We start from the raw sequence: 20,866 nt of genomic DNA on the forward strand, positions 1-20,866 counted from the left end.
TGATCAGACCTGCATGATTTCCTGCTGCTTGACCTCCAGCACCTCGTCGATCTCCTTGATCGTCCGGTCGGTTTCCGACTGTACCTCCTCGGAGTAGAGCCGCTGGTCGTCCTGGCTCATCTCGCCGGCCTTCTCCAGCCGCTTCAGTTCGTCCATCGCGTGACGACGGATATTGCGCACCGCAATACGGCCCTGCTCCGCGTACTGCCCGGCGACCTTGGTCAGGTCCCGGCGACGTTCTTCGGTCAGTTCCGGAATGGGCACGCGGATCGTGCTGCCTTCGGTGGCCGGGTTCAGTCCCAGGCCGGAGTTGCGAATCGCCTTCTCCGCCGCACCGACATTGTTGCGGTCCCAGATCTGGACCGAGATCAGCCGCGATTCCGGCACGTTGACGGTGCCGATCTGGTTCAGGGGCATGTCGCTGCCATAGACATTGACGACCACGCCATCCAGCAGTGAAGCCGATGCGCGCCCGGTGCGGAGACCGGTGAAGTCCTTCTTCAGGGCCTCCACCGCGCCATTCATGCGCCGCGTGAGGTCGTCGAGATCAATTTCCGAATCTGCCATTGCCCTGTACCTGCCCTGCTTTCGTCCGGCCTGTCGTGCGGCCTCTATCCGTTATCGACTATCGTGGAACGGCCACTCCCGGTCAGAGCCTCCGCGATACCGCCTTCGCCATCAAGCGCGAAAACCATGACTGGAATATGGTTCTCCCGCGCAAGTGCAAAGGCTGCAGTGTCCATGACCTGGAGATCCTTCGCCAGTGCCTCGTCGAAGGTCAGCCGGTCGTAGCGTGTCGCGGACGGGTCCTTCTTCGGGTCGGCGCTGTAGACGCCATCCACCTGGGTCGCCTTGGCGATCAGATCGCATTTCAGCTCCGCCGCCCGCAGCGCCGCTGCCGTATCCGTCGTGAAGAAGGGGTTGCCGGTGCCACCGACGCAGATCACCACTTCCCCGCGGTCAAGGGCGGCAAGCGCGTCATCGCGCACATAGGGGCGGCAGACCGTCGGCATCGGAATGGCCGACCAGGCATGTGCGACCAGCCCTGCCGCGCGCAACGCATCCGCCAGTGCCAGTCCGTTCATCACCGTTGCCAGCATGCCCATGTGATCGGCGCTGGCCCGGTCCATGCCCGCCGCAGCGGTCTTCACGCCACGGAACAGGTTGCCCCCACCGACAACGATGGCCATTCCGGTGCCGGCGCGGACCGTGTCGGCAATATCACCGGCAATGCGGTTGAGAGTAGGAAAGTCGATACCGAATGCGGTATCGCCCATCAGGGCCTCGCCAGAACATTTGAGCATCACCCTGCGGTGACCAGATGTATCCGGCATGGTTCAAGGCTCCCTGTTTTCCGGCGGGATCGGGGGCGGCATGACCCGCCCCCTCATCCAACCTGATATCCTGCCGTCGATCAGTTGCCGGTTGCGGCAGCGACCTCGGCAGCGAAGTCCGATTCGGCCTTCTCGATGCCCTCGCCCAGCGCAAAGCGCCGGATCGCGGTGATCGTGATCGTGCCGCCCGCATCCTTCGCCGCGTCGGCCAGGGCCTTCTTCACGGTCTGGTCCGGGTCGATCACGAAGGCCTGCTCCAGCAGCACCACTTCCTGATAGTACTTGCGCAGACGGCCCTCGATCATCTTGTCGACGATCTCGGCGGGCTTGCCGGAGGCCAGTGCCTGCTCCCGCAGGACCGAGCGCTCGCGCTCGACCAGGCTCTGGTCCAGATCGGCAACGTCGATGGACTGCGGGTTGGCGGCGGCGACATGCATCGCAACCTGGCGACCGAAGGCCTCCAGCTTCCCTGCATCACCGGAGCCTTCCAGGCCGACCAGGATACCGATCTTGCCCAGACCCGGCGCGGTGGCGTTGTGCACATAGCTGCAGACCACACCTTCGCTGACCGAGATGCAATCGGCCCGGCGCAGCGACATGTTCTCACCGATGGTGGCGATGGCGTTGGTCAGTTCCTCCGCAACGGTCCGCCCCGAACCGGGAAAGTCCGCTGCATTGACCGCATCCAGATCACCATTGTTCGCCAGCGCGATACCGGCAATCGTGCTCACCAGATTCTGGAACCTGTCGTTGCGGGCCACGAAATCGGTCTCGGAATTGAGTTCGATCATCGCGCCCTGCTTGCCGTCGGTAACAACGCCAACCAGACCTTCGGCCGCAGTACGGCCTGCCTTCTTGGCCGCCGCGGCAAGGCCCTTCTTGCGCAGCCAGTCCACTGCCGCCTCGATGTCGCCATCGTTTTCCGCCAGCGCCTTCTTGCAGTCCATCATGCCGCCGCCGGTCTTCTCGCGCAGTTCCTTGACCAGCGCTGCCGTGATCTGAGCCATTACTCGCCCTCTTCTCGTCAGATATTTCGCATCAATCCCGAACCCGGAAAGGCTCAGGCCTTCGGAGCCTCGCCAGCCTCTTCGGCACCAGCTTCGGCGGCCGGGGCCTCCTCGGCAGCCGCAGGTGCAGCTTCGGCAGCGGCTTCCGCTTCCTCGGCGGCAATCACCGGCTCCTCGATCGGCTGCTCCAGGGCACCGATGTCCTCATCCGCCGCACCCATTTCCGCCTGGATGCCATCAAGCACCGCCTGGCTGAACAGGTCGCAGTAGAGGTTGATGGCGCGCAGCGCATCGTCGTTGGCCGGGATCGGGTGGTCGATGACGGTCGGATCGGCGTTGGTGTCGCAGATGCCAATGACCGGAATGCCCAGCTTGCGGGCCTCGGCCACGGCGATCTTCTCCTTGCCGGTGTCGATGACGATCATGACGTCCGGCAGGCCGCCCATTTCCTTGATGCCGCCCAGGGCCATGTCCAGCTTGTCACGCTCCCGCGTCAGCTGCAGGGTTTCCTTCTTGGTCAGGCCCGTCTGTTCCTGAACCAGCAGTTCCTCCAGCTCCCGCAGGCGGCGGATGGAGTTGGAAACGGTCTTCCAGTTGGTCAGTGTGCCGCCGAGCCAGCGATGGTTCATGTAGAACTGGGCGCAGCGCTTCGCGGCTTCGGCCACCGGGCCGGATGCCTGGCGCTTGGTGCCGACGAACAGCACACGGCCACCGGACGCAACCGCGTCGCGCACGACCTTCAGGGCCTGGTGCAGCAGCGGGGCGGTCTGGGAAAGATCGACAATGTGGATACCGTTGCGGGCGCCGAAGATATACGGCTCCATGCGGGGGTTCCAGCGGTGGGTCTGATGACCGAAGTGGGCGCCTGCTTCCAGCAGATGGCGCATCGAAACGTCTGGCAGAGCCATGAACCGATTTCCTTTGTTTCCGGTTGTGCCTCCGCAGGACTGTGATCCGACCCGTCAGGGGCCGAACACCGGAAGGGCAGACGGGGCTTTCTCTCCGCTGTCCCAAATCCTGCGTGCGTGATGGGGCGGGTCATACAGCCCCTTGGCCCCACTTGCAACCCCGCAACGGGCGGATATCCGGGGCTTGCGCACGAAATCAGCAGCGGTGGCCGGAATGCGCGCCTCAGATCTCCGCCACATCGATGACGCCGCCAATCGACTTCAGCGATTGCCGCACCGAACGGTCGATGCGGAACGCGGCCGGCAGTTCCATCGCCACCTCGCTCATCGCCCCGGTGTCACGCAGGGTAAGCTGGACAAGACCACGTCCACCCTCGGCGCGCTGCAGGATGGATCGGATGGTGGGCAGGGCATCCGGCCGCGCCAGCGTGATCCGCGCACCCGCCGCGGCGTCGGCGACGAAGGCATCGATGTCCTCCGCGCCAAGCAGGGTCAGGGTCGGTTCCTCCCGGTCGCGCCTGATCTCGACCCGGAAGACACCGTTCCAGCCGACCTGCAGCTTCTCGCGATATTCGTTCAGCACATCGCCGAAGCACAGGATCTCACATTCCCCGGACGGGTCGGACAGGCCGATGAAGGCGAATGCCCGGCCCTTTGCGGAGCGCCGGACCTGCAGCGCGGAGATGCTGCCCGCCAGCATCAGTGAGGTCATGCCCTCGGCAAAGGCATCCGGCAGACGATCCAGCGCCCGGACCCCCTTCTGCCGCAAGCGCTGCTGATAGTCGTCGAGGGGGTGACCGGACAGGTAGAAGCCAATGGCCCCCCGCTCCTCGGCCAGGCGTTCCAGGTCATCGAACTGCGGGGAGTCAGGCAGGGGCGGACGGTCGCCCGCGGAACCGGCATCGGGACCGCCGCCGAACAGTCCCATCTGGCCGCTGGCCCTGTCCGCCGCCTGCCGCGACGCATAGCCCAGCAGCACGTCCAGTGACTTGATCACCTGGCGGCGGTTGGCGTTCAGACTGTCGAAGGCACCGGCACGGGCCAGGTTCTCCAGCTGGCGCTTGTTCAGGGCGGAGGTCTCGACGCGGGTGATGAAATCGAACAGGTCCCTGAACGGCCCGCCCTCGTCCCTCGCGTGAACAATCGCAGCCATGGCGTCGCGGCCGACGTTCTTGATTGCGGCCAGGGCATAGCGGATACCCTGTTCCTGCCCGTCGGCGTCGCGCTCCACCCCGAAGACGACGCCGGAGGCATTCACGTCCGGCGCCAGCATGGGAATCTTCAGCCGCTTCAGTTCCTGGCGGAAGACATCCAGCTTGTCCGTATTGCCCATGTCGAGGGTCATCGACGCAGCCATGAAGGCCGCCGGATGGTTGGCCTTCAGCCAGGCGGTCTGCCAGGCCACCAGCGCATAGGCCGCCGCGTGGGACTTGTTGAAGCCGTAGCCCGCGAACTTCTCGATCAGTTCGAAGACATAATTGGCGATGCGGTCGGTGACGTTGTTGCGCTGCGCGCCCTCGATGAAACGGGCCCGCTGCTGGTCCATTTCCGCCTTGATCTTCTTGCCCATGGCCCGTCGCAGCAGATCAGCCTCGCCCAGGCTGTAGCCCGACATGACCTGGGCGATCTGCATGACCTGTTCCTGGTAGACGGGAATGCCATAGGTCTCGGCCAGGATGGCCTCCAGCATCGGATGCGGGTAGTCCGGTTCCTCCCGCCCGTGCTTGGTGGCGATGTACTTCGGGATATTGTCCATCGGGCCGGGACGGTAGAGGGCAACGATGGCGATGATGTCCTCGAACTTGTCAGGCTTCATCTGGCGCAGCACGTCGCGCATGCCAGAACTTTCCAACTGGAACACGCCCACCGTCTCGCCCCGCCCCAGCATGGCGAAGGTGGCCTCGTCACCCTCCGGTATGTCTGCGACAGTCATGTCCAGCCCGCCATCGCGGACATGACCGATGGCGCGGTCCAGCACGGTCAGCGTCTTCAGGCCCAGGAAGTCGAACTTCACCAGCCCCGCCGATTCCACATACTTCATGGAGAACTGGGTGACCGGCATGTCGGACTTCGGATCGCGGTAGAGCGGCACCAGCTCGTCCAGCCGCCGGTCGCCGATCACCACACCCGCCGCATGGGTGGAGGCATGGCGATAGAGGCCCTCGAGCTGCAGGGCCTGATCGATCAGATGACGGACGGCGTCATCGTCCCTGTACTCGGCCTTCAGCGCCGGTTCCTGCTCCAGTGCCTCCTTCAGGGTGACCGGATTGGCCGGATTGTTCGGCACCATCTTGGAAATCCGGTCCACCTGGCCATAGGGCATCTGCAGCACCCGCCCGACATCGCGCAGCACCGCACGGGCCTGCAGCTTTCCGAAGGTGATGATCTGCGCCACCTGGTCATGGCCATACTTGTCCTGCACGTAGCGGATGACCGCGTCCCGCCGGTCCTGGCAGAAGTCGATGTCGAAGTCGGGCATGGACACGCGTTCGGGGTTCAGGAACCGCTCGAACAGCAGCCCGTAGCGCAGGGGATCGAGGTCGGTAATGGTCAGGACATAGGCCACCAGCGACCCGGCACCGGAACCGCGCCCCGGCCCCACCGGAATGCCCTGGCCCTTGGTCCACTGGATGAAGTCGGCGACGATCAGGAAGTAGCCGGGGAAATCCATGTCGATGATGATGCCGAGTTCCAGGTCCAGCCGTTCCCGGTAGACCTTCTCCTCGACCACGATCCCCTTCTCCGCCATGGCGGCGAGGCGCGCATCCAGTCCCGCATAGGCCATGGCACGCAGTTCATCCGCCTCGCTGCGCCCCTCCGTCGTGGGGAAACGGGGCAGGATCGGGTCGCGCCGGGGGGCCATGAAACCGCAACGGCGGGCGATCACCAGCGTGTTGCTGATCGCCTCCGGCACATCGGCGAACAGCGCCTTCATCTCGTCGGCACTCTTGAACCGATGCTCCGGCGTCAGGCGGCGGCGTTCCGTCTGGCTGACATAGGCGCCCTCCGCCACACAGATCAGGGCGTCATGGGCGTCATACATGCCCCGTTCGAGGAAGAAGCAGTCGTTGGTCGCGACCAGCGGCACATCCTCCGCCATCGCCATGTCGATCATCACCTGCTCGACCTGATCCTCCGCCGCCAGGCCATGACGCTGCAGCTCGACATAGGCGCGGCCCGGAAACAGTCCGGCGATCTGCCGCAGCCAGGTCCGCGCCGCTGCCTCCTCCCCGTCCGCCAGCAAGCGCCCCAGCGGTCCCGAGGCGCCGCCGGTCAGCAGGATCAGCCCGTCGGTCAGCTCCGCGAACTTCCCCTCCGCCAGATGGGTGTCGAAACCGGGATCGGTATCGAGGAAGGCGGAGGAAACCAGCTTCATGAGGTTGCCGTAGCCGGTCGCGTCCTGCACCAGCAGGACGACGGAACCCAGGCGCGGGCGCGGCAGGGCGGAACCCTGTCGCTGCTCCATGCCGAAGGCGACGGCAAGCTGGCAGCCGATGATCGGCTGCACCCCCGCCTCCGCCAGTGCGGGACCGTATTCCATGGCACCGAAGAGATTGTTGGTGTCCGTCACCGCGACAGCGGGCATGCCGAACTTCGCGGCCTTCACCGCCAGATCCTTTGACCGGATCGCCCCCTCGGACAGGGAGTAGGCACTGTGCAGCCTCAGATGTACGAAATCGGCATGACCCATGGTCCGGTCCCCAGCGACAAGTCGCGGGACCGGCCGGACACCGGAATCGGTGCCCGGAGCGAATCCCGCATCAGGGACCAATCATCGTTGCTTGATGCCCCACTGTCGCGGTTCACCCGCCGGGGAGGCCGAATTTCCTGTGGAAAAAACTGTTGACGGATTGACCGGCCGTCAGCCGCCGACGACCGTGCTGATGATCTCCCCCCAGGCCGCGAAAGCACCCCAGAGACCCACAAGCGTTGCCAGTCCAAACGCGTCCTTGACCCAATCCATCATCACCTCCTGCATCTCGTTGCCGGAGGTGATGTTCCATCAATGTTCTCTTTGAGTCAACATGTGTTCTCAAACAAAATGAGAACATGTGGATTGTGTGGCCTGTTCCGTCCCTCTCCCCCTCCCGGCCACCCATTCAGGATGATCCCGTGGGTGGCCGGAGAGGGAGAGGGATGGAACAGACAGCCGATGGACTACAGCGCCGCCTCCGTGATCCGTCCCTCCGCCAGGGTCACGGCCCGGTCCATGCTGGCCGCGAGAGCCAGATTGTGGGTCGCCAGCAGCACGCCGATGCGCGACTCCCGGGCGATCTCGATCAGATGCGCGAACACCCGGTCCGCCGTTTTCGGGTCCAGGTTGCCGGTGGGCTCGTCCGCCAGCAGCACGCGGGGCAGGTTGGCCACGGCGCGGGCGATGGCAACGCGCTGCTGCTCGCCGCCCGAGAGCCGTGCCGGACGATGGCTGGCGCGCTCCGCAATGCCCAGCGTCTCCAGCAGTTCCGCCGCGCGCTGGCGCGCCACCGGCTTCGACTTTCCGGCAATCATCTGTGCCAGCATGATGTTCTCCACCGCCGAGAATTCCGGCAGCAGGTGGTGATACTGGTAGACGAAGCCGAGTGAGCTGCGCCGGGTCACGGTCCGCTCCGCCTCCGACATGCGGGCGCTGCTCTGACCGGCGATCAGCACGTCGCCCTGATCGGGACGCTCCAGCAGTCCGGCGATCTGCAGCAGGGTCGACTTGCCCGCACCCGAAGGGCCGACCAGCGCCACGATCTCACCGGGCCGCACATCCAGCGAGGCCCCGTCGAGCACGCGCAGTTCGCGTTCCCCCTGACGGAAGGTACGCCCGACGCCATCCAGCCTGAGCGCGATCTCACTCATAGCGCAGCGCCTCTACCGGATCGAGGCGGGCCGCCCGCCAGGCCGGATAGATGGTGGCGACGAAGGACAGGCCGAGTGCCATCAGCAGCACGCCGACCACCTCTCCCGTCTCCATCCGCGCCGGGATCTGCGACAGCCAGCGGATCTCCGGCGACCAGAGCACGGTGCCGGTCAGGCTTTCCAGGAACACCCGTATGGCGTCGATGTTGAGGCAGAAGACCACGCCCAGCGCGAAACCGGCCAGCGTGCCGACGACCCCGATGCTGGCCCCGGCGATCAGGAACACGCGCATCACCGACCCCCGCGCCGCGCCCATGGTGCGCAGGATTGCGATGTCACGCCCCTTGTCCTTCACCAGCATGATCATGCTGGAGATGATGTTGAAGGCGGCCACCAGGATGATCAGGGTCAGGATCAGGAACATCACGTTCCGCTCCACCTGCAGGGCGGCAACGAAGGACGCGTTGGCCCGCTGCCAGTCCACCACGCGGATTCCCTGGCCCGCGAACATGCCGTAGATGTCCCCGGCCCGCGCCGCCGCGTCATCGGCGCTGTCCAGCACCACCTCGATGCCCGTCACGCCATCGCCGGTGCGGAAATAGCGCTGCGCCTGCGGCAGGCCCATGAAGATGTAGCTGGAGTCATATTCGTACATGCCGACTTCGAACAGCGCGACGACCTGGTAGGTGGCGAGGCGCGGCACGAACCCCATCACCGTCGTCGTGCCCTTGGGCGAGATCAGAGTGACCTTGTCGCCGACACTCAGGCCGAAGCGCTCCGCCATCCGGGTACCGATCATGATGGTCGCCGGTTCGGCCAGCGCAGCGGCGGACCCGGCGCGCAGGTTGGTGGAGAGCGCCTTGTGCACCTCCAGATCCGCGACCGACAGTCCCCGCACCAGCGCGCCCCGCGCCTCGTTCCGGGCGGTGATCATGACCTGCCCCTCGACATAGGGCGCGGCCTGGACCACGCCCGGCAGTTCACCGATGCGGGCCGACATCACCTCGAAGTCCGTGATCGGCTCCTCGTAGGTCAGGACCGAGATATGGCCGTTCAGCCCCAGGATGCGGTCCACCAGTTCGGTGCGGAAACCGTTCATCACCGCCATGACGATGATCAGGGTCGCCACACCGAGCGCGATGCCCACCAGCGAGAACCAGGCAATGACGGAGATGAACCCCTCCGCCCGTCGCGCCCGCAGATACCGTACGGCGATCATCCATTCGAAGGCGTTGAACATGGTCCGGTTTCCTGTCTGCGTCTGCGGGTCAGCCTGAACGGAGCCGGTCGGTCAGCCCGGAAAGAGGCCTGTCGTCGCCGGGTCCAGCATGGTGCCCGCAACGATGTGTTCCAGCGCCGCGTCGGGTGCCAGGGCCTGCCGCTCGCCCTCCGAACGCCGCTTCACCTCGACCTGACCGTCCTTCAGGCCACGGGGACCGACCACCACCTGCCAGGGCAGGCCGATCAGATCCATGGTCGCGAACTTGGCCCCGGCACGCTCCCCCGTGTCGTCCACCAGAACGTCCAGACCGGCGCTCTGGAACTTCCGTTCCAGGTCCGCGCACATGGCATCGCAATCGGCGTCGCCCGCTTTCAGGTTGACGATACCGACATGGAACGGTGCCACCGAGTCCGGCCAGATGATCCCGTCGTCATCATGGCTCGCCTCGATGATGCCACCGACCAGCCGGGACACGCCGATGCCGTAGGAGCCCATGATGACGTCCCTGTCCACGCCGTCTGGCCCGGTCACGCTCAACCCCATGGGTTTGGAGTACTTGCTGCCGAAGTGGAAGATGTGGCCGATCTCGATGCCGCGCTGGCTGACCAGATCAGCCTCCGCCACCGGGCAGGTGTCCGGGTCGTGCATGTCGTCGGCGGCGGCATAGACGGAGGTCCATTGATCGACGATCGGCTGCAGGTCGGCGCGATAGTCCACGTCCTGGGGCACCGCCATCCGGATCAGGTCGCGATGGCAGAACACCTCCGACTCGCCCGTGTCCGCCAGGATGATGAACTCGTGGCTCAGGTCACCGCCGATGGGGCCGGTATCGGCGGCCATCGGAATGGCCTTCAGTCCCATCCGCTCGAAGGTCTTCAGGTAGGATACGAACATCCTGTTGTAGGCACGTTTCGAGCTCTCGAAGTCCAGATCGAAGGAATAGCCGTCCTTCATCAGGAACTCGCGCCCGCGCATGATGCCGAACCGGGGCCGCACCTCGTCGCGGAACTTCCACTGGATGTGGTAGAGCATCTGCGGCACATCGCGATAGGACTTGGCGGCGGCGCGGAAGATCTCCGTGATCTGCTCCTCGTTCGTCGGGCCGTAGAGCATCTCCCGCCCGTGGCGGTCCTTGATGCGCAGCATTTCCTTGCCGTAATCGTCATAGCGACCGGACTCGCGCCACAGTTCGGCGGGCTGGATCGTCGGCATCAGCACCTCGTGCGCGCCGGTACGGTTCTGCTCGTCGCGGACGATGGCCTCGATCTTCTTCAGCACCCGGTAGCCCAGCGGCAGCCAGGAATAGATCCCCGCGCTGGACTGGCGGATCATGCCGGCGCGCAGCATGAACCGGTGGGACGCGATCTGCGCCTCGTTCGGGGTTTCACGCAGGACGGGCAGAAAGAATTCGGAAAGCCGCATGGGCCATACTCCGTTGGTGGGAAACGGTCACAGGAACGAGGTTTGTAGGGTCTGGCGCGACATGATGCAATTCCGCAGGGTCGCGGGCGCTGGTATGGTGCGCCACTGATCTGGAATGGAGCCTTCGACGTGTCAGAAAATGCATGGTTCTCCGCCGACTATCGGCAGGCACGCGGGCGCTTCCTGGATGCCGCGGCAGACGTCGGCGCGCGGGTCGAGACCCACGAGAACCCGGTGCCGGGGCCGAACGGCGGGCCGCTGGCCACCGATGTCGCCTTCCTGGGTGACCCGCAGGCGGAAGCCGCGCTGCTCACCTTCTCCGGCACCCATGGTGCGGAAGGATTCTGCGGCTCCGGCGTGCAGGTCGGCTGGCTGGAAAGCGGTCTCTGGCGGGAAGTGCCGGATGGCATCGCCCAGATCCATGTGCATGGCATCAACCCCTTCGGCTTCGCCCACCTCTCCCGCACCACGGAAGATAATGTTGATCTGAACCGGAACTTTGTCGATTTCGCGGCGGGCGCACCGGTGAACGCGGGCTATGAGACAATCCACGACATCCTTTGCCCGAAGGTCTGGGATGACGAGGCGGAGACCCGGCTCGCGCAAGGCGTCGCGAAATATACCGAGGAGCATGGTTTCTGGGCGTTCCAGGAGGCGGCAACATCAGGCCAGCACACGCACCGGGATGGCATCTTCTTCGGCGGCACGGCCCCGAGCTGGTCACGGCTGACGGTCGCGCGTCTGCTCGCCACCCATTGCAGCACGCGCAGGCGACTGGCGGTGATCGACTATCACACCGGGCTTGGCCCGCGGGGATTCGGGGAGCGGATCGTGGATCACCTGCCCGACACGGCAGGCTATCAGCGCTGCCTCGACTGGTACGACAGCGACTGCGCCTCCCCCCACCTCGGCACCTCAGCCTCGGCAAAGCTGACCGGGCAGATGCTGGACGCCATCGAACACGGCCTGCCCCAGGTGGAGGTGACGGCCATCGCGCTGGAGTACGGCACCCAGCCGGAGAATCAGGTCATCAGCGCCCTGTGCGTCGACAACTGGCTGCGCTTCCACGGCGATGTGTCGTCACCGAAGGGCCGGGACATCAAGGCGCGGGTGCGCGAAGCCTTCTATCAGGACGCCCTGGACTGGAAGCAGGCCGTCTTCGAACGTGCCCTGGACACCCAGCGCCGCGCCATCCGGGGACTGCAGGGGTAGCCGAAACGCGCTTGCCGGCGCGACCCCGGGCACCCGGGAGTGCCGCACAAGCCTCGGAGACCGGGCTCGCGGATCACCTCCGCGAGCGTCGGAGTGAGGGTGGAGAGGACAACCGTACCTGGCCACCCCCATGACGCCGTGCCCGGGCTCGACCCGGGTACCCGGGAGTGCCTCACAAACGTCGGAGACTGGCGCTCGGGTTACCTCAGCGAGCGTCGGAAAAAGCGCGCAGCGGCACCTACATCCGACCGACACCGAAGCTGTTCGGCTGCAGCGGGCGACGGTCGCCTTCGCGGCAGATGTCGAGGCACATGCCGAGCAACCGGCGGCTGTCGCGGGGATCGATCAGGCCGTCATCGAACAGCCGCGCGGTGTTGTAGAGCGCCTGGCTTTCCTTGTCGAACTGGCTGACGATGCCGTCATACATCTTCTGGATCACGGCGTGATCGGGCTCAACGCCCTTCCGCTTCGCGCCCTGTTCGGCCACGATCTTCAGCACCGTCGCCGCCTGCTCACCGCCCATCACCGACATGCGGTAGTTGGGCCAGCCGAAGATGAAGCGCGGGCTGTAGGCCCGGCCGCACATGGCGTAGTTGCCGGCACCGAAGCTGGCCCCAACCATCAGCGTGATCTTCGGTACCCGCACGTTGGAGACGGCCTGGATCATCTTGGAGCCATGCTTGACCATGCCGCCGCGCTCCGACTCCGTGCCGACGATGAAGCCGGTGGTGTCGTGCAGGAAGACGATCGGCGTATCCGCCTGATCGCATAGCTGCATGAACTGCGCCGCCTTGGTGGCCCCGGCATTGTCGATGGGACCATTGTTGCCGACGATGCCGACGGCCATTCCCATGACCTCCGCGAAGCCGCAGACCGTGGCAGGGCCATAGTTGCTCTTGAAGTCCACGAAGTCCGATCCGTCCACCAGTCGCGCGATCAGTTCCCGCGCGTCGTAGGGGCGGCGATAGTCCGCAGGCACCAGTCCGCAGATCTCGTCCGGATCATACAGCGGCTCGCGCCAGGTCCGCGCAGGCTCCGGCGGCAGGCGGTCGTTCCAGCGCAGCTTGCCCATCACGTCGCGGGCCATGCGGATGCCATCGGCATCATCCTCCGCCATGAACTCGGACACGCCGGAGACCAGGCTGTGCATCTCCGCCCCGCCCAGATCCTCGTCCGTCGCAACCTCACCCGTCGCGGCATAGAGCAGTGGCGGACCGGCCAGGAAGACGCGGCTGCGCCCCTTCACCATGATCGTGTAGTCGGACATGCCGGGCACATAGGCCCCGCCCGCAGTGGAGGAGCCATGCACCACCGCGATCTGCGGAATGCCCATCGCCGACATCCGCGCCTGATTGTAGAAGCCGCGCCCGCCCTCCACGAAGATGTCGGACTGGTACTTCAGGTTGGCGCCACCTGATTCGATCAGGTTGATCTTGGGCAGCTTGTTCTCGTGACAGATCTCCTGCACTCGCAGGTTCTTCTTCAGACCCATGGGCGCGATGGTGCCGCCCTTGATGCCGCTGTCGGAGGCCGAGATCATGCAGCGGATGCCCTGCACATAGCCGATGCCGGCAATGGCACCGCCGCCCATGACGCTCTTGGAGCCGTCGTCGTCATGCATGCCGAGCCCGGCAAGCGTCGAAAGCTCCAGGAACGGCGAGCCCTTGTCGAGCAACTGGTCGATGCGCGCCCTGGGCGGCAACTGCCCGCGGGAGCGGAAGACATCGGCCTTCGCGTTCGATGTGTCGCGTACCTTCTGTTCCAGTGCGCGCACCGCCGCGATCATGCCCAGCATGTCGGCGCGATTGGCCTTGAAACTGTCACTGTTCGTCGAGATCTGAGATTGCAGAACGGCCAAGAGTCCCTCCCCGGATTGGCTGTCGGGGCAGGCTACAGGCTGTTGACGCAGGATTGAAGCATCCGTTCCGCCACCGGGGTCACGCCCGGCGCATGGCCGCCGTCAGCAGGCCCGCGCCGATCATTACCGAACCGCCGATCCGGTTGATCCAGCGCAGGGTCGAGACCTGCGTGATGTGGCGGCGCACCGACCCGGCGATCCAGGCATAGGCGGCGGCATTGATGACAGCCAGCGCCAGGAAGGTGCTGCCCAGGATCAGGAACTGCGGCAGCGCCGCCGCGGCCGGGTCCATGAACTGCGGCACGAAGGCAATGAAGAAGACGATGCCCTTCGGGTTCAGCGCCGTCACGATCCAGGCCTGACGGACAAGTTGCCTGCCGGTTGACGGCTGCACGTCGGTCAGGATCGACGGGTCCGCCTTCGCCCGCAGCAGACCGATACCAAGCCAGATCAGATAGGCCGCGCCAACGAACTTCAGCGCCGTGAACAGGGTCGCGGAGGCGGCAAGCACCGCGCCGAGACCGGCGAAGGAGACCACCATCGCGGTCACATCCCCAAGCCCGACACCGATCACCGACTTCATCGCCGCCGGTCGTCCCCGCGACAGGGCATTGGCCACCACCAGCATGACCGTCGGTCCCGGCAGCACGACCAGCAGGGCAGAGGCGAGAACATAGGCGAGATAGATGTCGAGGGACATGGGACCGGCTCCGTCGGGATCACTGGCGGGCAGTCATCCCTGCCCGGGCAGGAGCGTCAAGAGGCTAGTTGCTGCGGCCGGAAAGGCGACGGATCCTCAGTTCCCGGCCATCTGGCGCAGACCGATCTCGTCCATCTGGATCTGTTCGCGGCGATCGGCCGCGCGCCGGCGTTCGGCCTGCTTGCGCTCGATCAGGTTCTCGTAGCGCTTGGTCTCGCGGAAGGCTTCCGCCACCACATCGCGCAGGGCGTCGATCTGGGCGTCCACTTCCTGCATGGAGGCGGTGAGGGTTTCCTGCTGACGGCGGGCCGCGTTGACGAAGGCCCCGATGGTGGTTCCGGCCAGTGGATCGCTGACAGTCGCCGCCTTCTCCGCAGCGATACGCGCATCGATGCGGTCACAGCGCTCCTGCAGGTCCTCGCGCATGGCGTGCAGCTCGCCGATCTCGTGACGGCGGCGATCCAGTTCCAGCTTCGATACCTGCAGCAACTTGTCCAGCGTGCTCATGCCGCCAGGCCTCCCTGTTCAAGCAGTCCGGCGAGTTGTTCGAACCCGTCATGCAGATCGGCACGCTCCTCCTGCCGTTGCGACAGGAAGGCTTCGAGTGCCGGGTTATAGGTAATGGCCTGGTCGATGCGCGGGTCGGAGCCCCGACGATAGGCACCGATACGGATCATCTCGCCCATCTCCTCATAGGCGGCCAGCAGGTCACGGGCCTTCGACACCACTTCGCGCTGCTCCGGTGTCTGGCAGGCGGGCATGGTGCGGGAGATCGATTTCAGGATGTTGATGGCCGGATAGCGACCCCGTTCCGCGATCTGGCGTTCCAGCACGATGTGGCCGTCCAGGATGCCGCGCACCGCGTCGGCGATGGGTTCGTCATGATCCCCACCCTCCACCAGCACCGTGAACAGCGCCGTGATCGCTGCCCCGCCAATGCCGGGACCGGCCCGTTCCAGCAACTGCGGCAGTTCCGCAAAGACGGACGGCGTGTAGCCCTTGGAGGCAGGCGGTTCACCCGCCGACAGTCCGATCTCCCGCTGCGCCATGGCGAAACGGGTGATGCTGTCGATCATGCAGAGCACTTCCTGCCCCTGATCGCGGAAATATTCCGACAGGGTCAGCGTCAGATGCGCGGCCTGGCGGCGCATCAGCGCGGGTTCGTCGGAAGTGGAGACGACGACCACGGTCCGCGCCATGCCCTCCGGTCCCAGATTGTCCTCGATGAATTCCTTCACCTCGCGGCCCCTTTCCCCCACCAGACCGACCACGGCCACATCGCTTTCGGTGTAGCGTGCCAGCATCGACAGCATGACGGACTTGCCCACACCGGACCCGGCGAAGATGCCCATGCGCTGCCCGCGGCAGGTGGTCAGGAACGTGTTCATGGCACGGATGCCGAGGTCCATCGGCGCACCGACCCGGTCACGCAGGTGGGCCGAAGGCGGGCGGGCGCGCAGATAATAGCTCTGCCGGCCCTGCACCAGCGGCGGGCCGCCATCGATGGGGCGTCCCATGGCGTCAACGACACGGCCCAGCCAGGATGCATCGGGACGGATGCAGGGCTGTTCCGCACCGACGACCGCCTTGCAGCCGACACCCACGCCTTCCAGTTGGCCGAAGGGCATGGCAAGCGCGTGGTCGCCGCGGAATCCGACGATCTCTGCCTCCACCTGGCGACCGTCACGGGTCTCCAGCAGGACACGACCGCCGACGGAGAGCCGCCAGGCGATCCCGGCGACTTCGACCATCAGGCCCTGTACAGCGGCGACGCGGCCATATTCCTGCCGCGCGGGTATCTGTTCGAGTTCGGTCAGCAGTGTGCGCAAGGGAAATTCACCGGATGTGTCGTTGCTCGATCTCGACACCCAAGCTGACGCAACAGCCTTAATTTCCGGTGAACGGTACCCTCGGAATCAGAGAATGAATTTCGAAAGATCCGCGTTCTGGGCGAGATCGCCGATCCGGTCCCGCACGTAGGCATCATCGATCACGACAGTCTCACCGGCCTTGTCGCTGGCCGTGAAGCTGATTTCCTCCAGCACCTTCTCCAGGATCGTGTGCAGGCGGCGGGCACCGATGTTCTCGACACTTTCGTTCACCTTCACCGCCAGATCGGCCAGCGCGTCGATGGCGTCATCGCCGAAGGTCAGCGTCACCTCTTCCGTGCCCATCAGCGCCGTGTACTGGCGGATCAGGCTGGCCTCCGTCTCCGTCAGGATGCGCTTGAAGTCGGACTTGGTGAGCGGCAGCAACTCGACACGGATCGGCAGGCGCCCCTGCAGTTCAGGCAGCAGGTCCGACGGCTTCGCCACATGGAACGCGCCGGAGGCGATGAAAAGGATGTGGTCGGTCTTCACCGCGCCATGCTTGGTGGACACGGTCGTGCCCTCGATCAGCGGCAGCAGGTCGCGCTGCACCCCTTCCCGGCTCACGTCCGCGCCCTGACGGTCGGAGCGCGCGGTGATCTTGTCGATCTCGTCCAGGAAGACGATGCCATTGTCCTCCACGCGCCGGATCGCGTCCTGCACCACATCCTCGTCATCCAGCAGCTTGTCGGATTCCTCGGCGATGAGGACTTCATGGCTGTCGCCGACGGTCATGCGCCGGGGCTTGCCCTTGCCGCCGCCCATGGCCTTGCCGAGGATGTCGTTGAGATTCATCATGCCCATCTGCGCGCCCGGCTGGCCGGGAATGTCGAAGGTGGGCAGGCTGAAACCGCCGCCCGCATCACGCAGCTGCAGCTCGATCTCCTTGTCATCCAGATCGCCGTTGCGCAGCTTCTGGCGGAACTTCTCCCGCGTTTCGCGGCTGGCACCATCGCCGACCAGCGCGTCCAGCACACGTTCCTCCGCCGCCTGCTCGGCGCGGGCACGGACTTCCTTGCGCTTGCGTTCGCGGACCATGGTGATGGCGGTTTCCAGCAGGTCACGGACGATCTGCTCCACGTCACGTCCGACGTAGCCGACTTCGGTGAACTTCGTGGCCTCCACCTTCAGGAACGGCGCATGGGCCAGCTTGGCCAGCCGCCGCGAGATCTCCGTCTTGCCGACACCGGTCGGGCCGATCATCAGGATGTTCTTGGGCAGCACCTCGTCGCGCAGGTCGTCAGGCAACTGCTGGCGACGCCAGCGGTTGCGCAGCGCCACCGCAACGGCGCGCTTGGCGTCGTTCTGGCCAATGATGAAGCGGTCCAGTTCGTGGACGATCTCGCGCGGGCTGAAATCACTCATGGGGTTCAGGCACTCTCGATGATGACGTTTTCGTTGGTATAGACGCAGATGTCGGCCGCGACCTTCATGGCGCGGCGGGCAATCGCCTCCGCGTCCATGTCGTCGCGGTCGATCAGCGCCCGTGCGGCGGCCAGCGCGTAGTTGCCGCCGGAGCCGATGCCGATCAGCCCGTCCTCCGGCTCCAGCACATCGCCGGTACCGGTCAGGACCAGCGAAGTCTCCGCGTCCGCCACGGCCATCATGGCCTCCAGCCGCCGGAGATAGCGATCCGTGCGCCAGTCCTTGGCCAGTTCCACGGCGGCACGGGTGAGCTGGCCCGGATGCTGTTCCAGCTTCGCCTCCAGCCGTTCGAACAGGGTGAAGGCGTCGGCGGTGGCCCCGGCAAATCCGGCGACAATGTCGCCCTTGCCCAGCCTGCGGACCTTGCGCGCATTGGCCTTGATGACGGTCTGGCCGAGTGTGACCTGCCCGTCGCCGGCAATGACGACCTTGCCGCCCTTGCGCACGGAGAGAATGGTTGTGCCGTGCCAGGTGGCCGACTGCTCCTGATCCATGATCGCTCCCGAATTGAGGAAGAATGTGGCGACAGCCGTCAGGGCTGTCCGCCACCATGTATATTGTCTGCCGTACCGTTCAAGGCGGCGATGCCTGCCCGCGGCTCACCCGGGGGTGCTTGCGCCCGTCTCGCCCGGCGGGTTGGTGAAGGCGGCAAAGGACGGACTGTTCCAGACCTGACGGTACTGCTGCAGTGCCCAGGTGACACTCGGGAACGCCAGTTCATCCCACGGGATCTCGTCCCAGGCGAAGTAGCGAACCTCCAGTGATTCCGGTCCCGGTTTCACCTCCGGCGCATTCATCTCCGCGCAGTAGATCAGCTGCACCTGCGAAATCCGCGGGATGTTGTAGACCGCCAGCAGGTTGCCGATGCGTATGTCGGCATGGGCCTCCTCCATGGCCTCGCGCGCGGCCCCCTGTTCGGAACTCTCCCGCTCCTCCATGAAGCCGGCGGGGATGGTCCAGAAGCCGTGACGCGGCTCGATGGCGCGGCGGCACAGCAGGATCCGGTCATCCAGACGGCAGACAGCGCCGACGACGATCTTCGGATTCACATAGTGAACCCAGCCGCAATCGCCGCATACCATGCGTTCTCTGTTGTCGCCCTCCGGAACCCGGGTCGAGAACTGATCGGCGCCCGGCAGATGACTGGGAATGGTCAATGTAGATTTCTCCTGCTCCGCATCGTCCGACTTTGCGGTGAAGCGCCCCGGTATTTCAAGCATGATGGTCGCTCACCGGCACGCCCCATTTCGGGACAGTTCGCGGAAACTGAATCATTCTGAAACAGGTACCCTGTCCGAAAACAGGGCAACGGCACGCTGCGACCTGTTTGAGGCCGTTGAAATACAAAAGCAAATAACCCACACGTGTGTGGATCGTGAATTGCTTCGTCAGACCTGTTCGGTGCTTGTCACCACGTGATTTTGGCGCCGCAGCATTCCCTCATCGGCCGACCGCGACTGTCGGCGGCCGACACTCGACGGAGGTGTCCCCCTGGGACGCCTCCGTTTTTTCTTTCGGGATACCCGGGTCAGGTCAGCCTTCGTCCAGTCGCTGGATCTGGGCGCGGACATTGTCGTGCGCCTCCGATCCCGGCTGAAGCTGCCCCAGCAGACGCTGCCACTTCTCGCGTGCCGCATCATTGCGCCCGGCCTCCGCATCGGCACGGCCGAGGAACCAGAGTGCATCCGGGTTGTCGGCATCCAGCGCCAGCACCGCCTCGAACTGCTCGATCGCCGTGGCAGGCATCGGCCCCGGCCCGACCTGGGCCAGATAGGCGCCACCCAGCGACAGGCGTGCCTGCACGTCATTCGGATTCAGCCGAACGATATTGCCATAGGCTTCCGCCGCGCCTTCCTGATCCCCCAGCACGCCATAGGCGCGGGCCAGTCGGTTCCAGCCATCGGCGTCATCGGGATTGTCGGCCATGCGGTCGGCAAGGCGCTGCACCATGCCGCGAATCATGGCCTGACGGTCATCCGCCGACATTTCAGCCGCCGCACGCATCTGCTCGGCATCCGGTCCGCGGGTGCCCGCGATCGGGCCAGCGGCGGGCGGCGTCGACGGTGCTGCAGCAGATGGCGCGGGCGCGGAACCCGGCGCGGCAGCAACCGGCGCGGAGGGCGGTGCCCCCGCCGGTGCCGCAGGCAGGGTCGGCAGCGGATCAGGCAGGCTGATCTCCAGATCCCGGGCCACTTCCTCCAGCCGCGCGCGCAGCGCAGGCATCCAGGGCGCGTCGGCAGGGCTTTGGGCAGCCAGCGCCAGCCAGCCCTCGTAGGCGCCGCGCAGATTGCCCGCCTGCCCCATGGCCAGCGCCAGATAGAACTGCGCCCCGGGGTGACCGGGATCGATTTCGAGCGCCCGGCGGAATGCGCCCTGCGCCCGCTCCGTCACCACGCCCTGGCTGGCAAAGATGATGGTCTCCCCCAGTTGCATCTGGGCATTGGCATCGCCGAAACCTTCCGGCAGCGCAGCGGCGCGGGCATAGGCCTCCACCGCCTTGTCATAGGCCTCCATGACGCCATAGGAACGGCCCAGCAGCATCCAGCCATCGAAATCGGTCGGATCCTTCTCCAGCTTGTCGGACAGGCTTTCCACCATCTTCTCGATGGAGGCCAGCCCTTCCTGGCTGGCCGCAGCCTCAGCGCCACCGGCCTGCGCAACCTGCGTCCGGCCCGGTATCGCGCCCCGGTCGGCAAGCGGCTGGGAGGGCAGGTTGGGAGATCCCAGCACCATGTAGAGCGCGGCCGCAGCGGCCGGCAGGGCAATGGCCACGATCGCGCCGACAATGAAGCGGCTGTTGCCACCGTCCTGCGCCGCAGTCTCCGCATCGCGACCGGTCTGGATCATGCGCCGCTGGATCTCGACCCGCGCGGCCTCCGCCTCGGGTCCGGAAATCACCCCGCGTTCCGCATCGGCAGCCAGTTCATCCAGCTGCCGGCGATAGACCGAAAGATCGAAGTCACCGCGTCGCACGCCGGCATTGCCACCCCGTATCAGGGGCCGCAGCAGATAGACGGAAACGGCGAAAGTGATCAGGCCAACAGCAATCCAGAGGTTCATCTATG

Annotated in this window: 17 protein-coding genes; 1 reads left to right on the forward strand and 16 read right to left on the reverse strand. The window is 65.5% G+C overall.

Going from position 1 to position 20,866, the window contains the following annotated elements; translation table 11 throughout:
* Nucleotides 1-3: 3 nt before the first annotated feature.
* The 8 genes from frr to proS all read right to left on the reverse strand — a co-directional run bounded on the left by frr (nucleotide 4) and on the right by proS (nucleotide 10,738).
* Complete coding sequence (gene frr / locus QGV55_RS14350; protein ID WP_281016100.1) at nucleotides 4-567, reverse strand: ribosome recycling factor; 564 nt, start codon at nucleotides 565-567, stop codon at nucleotides 4-6.
* Nucleotides 568-611: 44 nt separating this feature from the next.
* Entirely contained in the window at nucleotides 612-1,334 is a 723-nt protein-coding gene (gene pyrH / locus QGV55_RS14355) for a UMP kinase (protein WP_348638809.1), read from the reverse strand.
* 80 nt (nucleotides 1,335-1,414) lie between these two features.
* Entirely contained in the window at nucleotides 1,415-2,341 is a 927-nt protein-coding gene (tsf, locus tag QGV55_RS14360; RefSeq protein WP_281016098.1) for a translation elongation factor Ts, read from the reverse strand.
* A gap of 53 nt (nucleotides 2,342-2,394) precedes the next feature.
* Nucleotides 2,395-3,249, reverse strand: coding sequence for a 30S ribosomal protein S2 (gene rpsB, locus QGV55_RS14365; RefSeq protein ID WP_281016097.1), 855 nt, complete (start codon nucleotides 3,247-3,249; stop codon nucleotides 2,395-2,397).
* 223 nt (nucleotides 3,250-3,472) lie between these two features.
* Nucleotides 3,473-6,940 carry a DNA polymerase III subunit alpha gene (gene dnaE, locus QGV55_RS14370; RefSeq protein ID WP_281016096.1) on the reverse strand — a complete coding sequence of 1,156 codons (3,468 nt, stop codon included), beginning with the start codon at nucleotides 6,938-6,940 and terminating at the stop codon, nucleotides 3,473-3,475.
* A 467-nt stretch (nucleotides 6,941-7,407) separates the two neighbouring features.
* Complete coding sequence (locus QGV55_RS14375) at nucleotides 7,408-8,094, reverse strand: ABC transporter ATP-binding protein (RefSeq protein ID WP_281016095.1); 687 nt, start codon at nucleotides 8,092-8,094, stop codon at nucleotides 7,408-7,410.
* Nucleotides 8,087-9,334 (reverse strand): lipoprotein-releasing ABC transporter permease subunit, encoded by a 1,248-nt coding sequence (locus QGV55_RS14380; RefSeq protein WP_281016094.1) that lies wholly within the window; start codon nucleotides 9,332-9,334, stop codon nucleotides 8,087-8,089. The genes QGV55_RS14375 and QGV55_RS14380 overlap by 8 nt, the downstream gene beginning before the upstream one ends.
* A gap of 51 nt (nucleotides 9,335-9,385) precedes the next feature.
* Complete coding sequence (gene proS / locus QGV55_RS14385) at nucleotides 9,386-10,738, reverse strand: proline--tRNA ligase (protein ID WP_281016093.1); 1,353 nt, start codon at nucleotides 10,736-10,738, stop codon at nucleotides 9,386-9,388.
* 129 nt (nucleotides 10,739-10,867) lie between these two features.
* On the opposite strand from proS, the gene QGV55_RS14390 reads away from it, so the two are divergent.
* On the forward strand, nucleotides 10,868-11,950 hold the full coding sequence (locus QGV55_RS14390; protein ID WP_281016092.1) for a M14 family metallopeptidase: 1,083 nt from the start codon (nucleotides 10,868-10,870) through the stop codon (nucleotides 11,948-11,950).
* Between the two features lie 238 nt (nucleotides 11,951-12,188).
* Here QGV55_RS14390 and QGV55_RS14395 read toward each other — a convergent pair whose 3' ends face one another.
* The 8 genes from QGV55_RS14395 to ccmI form a co-directional block, all read right to left on the reverse strand.
* The gene (locus tag QGV55_RS14395) at nucleotides 12,189-13,808 is read right to left on the reverse strand and encodes a carboxyl transferase domain-containing protein (RefSeq protein WP_281016091.1); all 1,620 of its coding nucleotides are present in this window, start codon (nucleotides 13,806-13,808) and stop codon (nucleotides 12,189-12,191) included.
* 79 nt (nucleotides 13,809-13,887) lie between these two features.
* Nucleotides 13,888-14,508 (reverse strand): LysE family translocator, encoded by a 621-nt coding sequence (locus QGV55_RS14400; protein ID WP_281016090.1) that lies wholly within the window; start codon nucleotides 14,506-14,508, stop codon nucleotides 13,888-13,890.
* 96 nt (nucleotides 14,509-14,604) lie between these two features.
* The gene (gene fliJ / locus QGV55_RS14405; RefSeq protein WP_281016089.1) at nucleotides 14,605-15,015 is read right to left on the reverse strand and encodes a flagellar export protein FliJ; all 411 of its coding nucleotides are present in this window, start codon (nucleotides 15,013-15,015) and stop codon (nucleotides 14,605-14,607) included.
* Nucleotides 15,012-16,337: a flagellar protein export ATPase FliI gene (fliI, locus tag QGV55_RS14410; RefSeq protein WP_281016088.1), complete on the reverse strand. Its 1,326-nt coding sequence runs from the start codon at nucleotides 16,335-16,337 to the stop codon at nucleotides 15,012-15,014. The genes fliJ and fliI overlap by 4 nt, the downstream gene beginning before the upstream one ends.
* 87 nt (nucleotides 16,338-16,424) lie before the next feature.
* The gene (hslU, locus tag QGV55_RS14415) at nucleotides 16,425-17,741 is read right to left on the reverse strand and encodes an ATP-dependent protease ATPase subunit HslU (protein WP_281016087.1); all 1,317 of its coding nucleotides are present in this window, start codon (nucleotides 17,739-17,741) and stop codon (nucleotides 16,425-16,427) included.
* Nucleotides 17,742-17,746: 5 nt separating this feature from the next.
* Nucleotides 17,747-18,295, reverse strand: a complete 549-nt coding sequence (hslV, locus tag QGV55_RS14420; protein WP_281016086.1) for an ATP-dependent protease subunit HslV — start codon at nucleotides 18,293-18,295, stop codon at nucleotides 17,747-17,749.
* Nucleotides 18,296-18,400: 105 nt separating this feature from the next.
* Nucleotides 18,401-19,021: an NUDIX hydrolase gene (locus QGV55_RS14425; protein ID WP_281016085.1), complete on the reverse strand. Its 621-nt coding sequence runs from the start codon at nucleotides 19,019-19,021 to the stop codon at nucleotides 18,401-18,403.
* Nucleotides 19,022-19,334: 313 nt separating this feature from the next.
* The gene (ccmI, locus tag QGV55_RS14430) at nucleotides 19,335-20,861 is read right to left on the reverse strand and encodes a c-type cytochrome biogenesis protein CcmI (RefSeq protein WP_281016084.1); all 1,527 of its coding nucleotides are present in this window, start codon (nucleotides 20,859-20,861) and stop codon (nucleotides 19,335-19,337) included.
* Between the last annotated feature and the right edge of the window lie 5 nt (nucleotides 20,862-20,866).

The sequence above is a fragment of the Minwuia sp. IMCC3009 genome, from assembly GCF_029909415.1.
Classification (GTDB): Bacteria; Pseudomonadota; Alphaproteobacteria; order Minwuiales; family Minwuiaceae; genus Minwuia.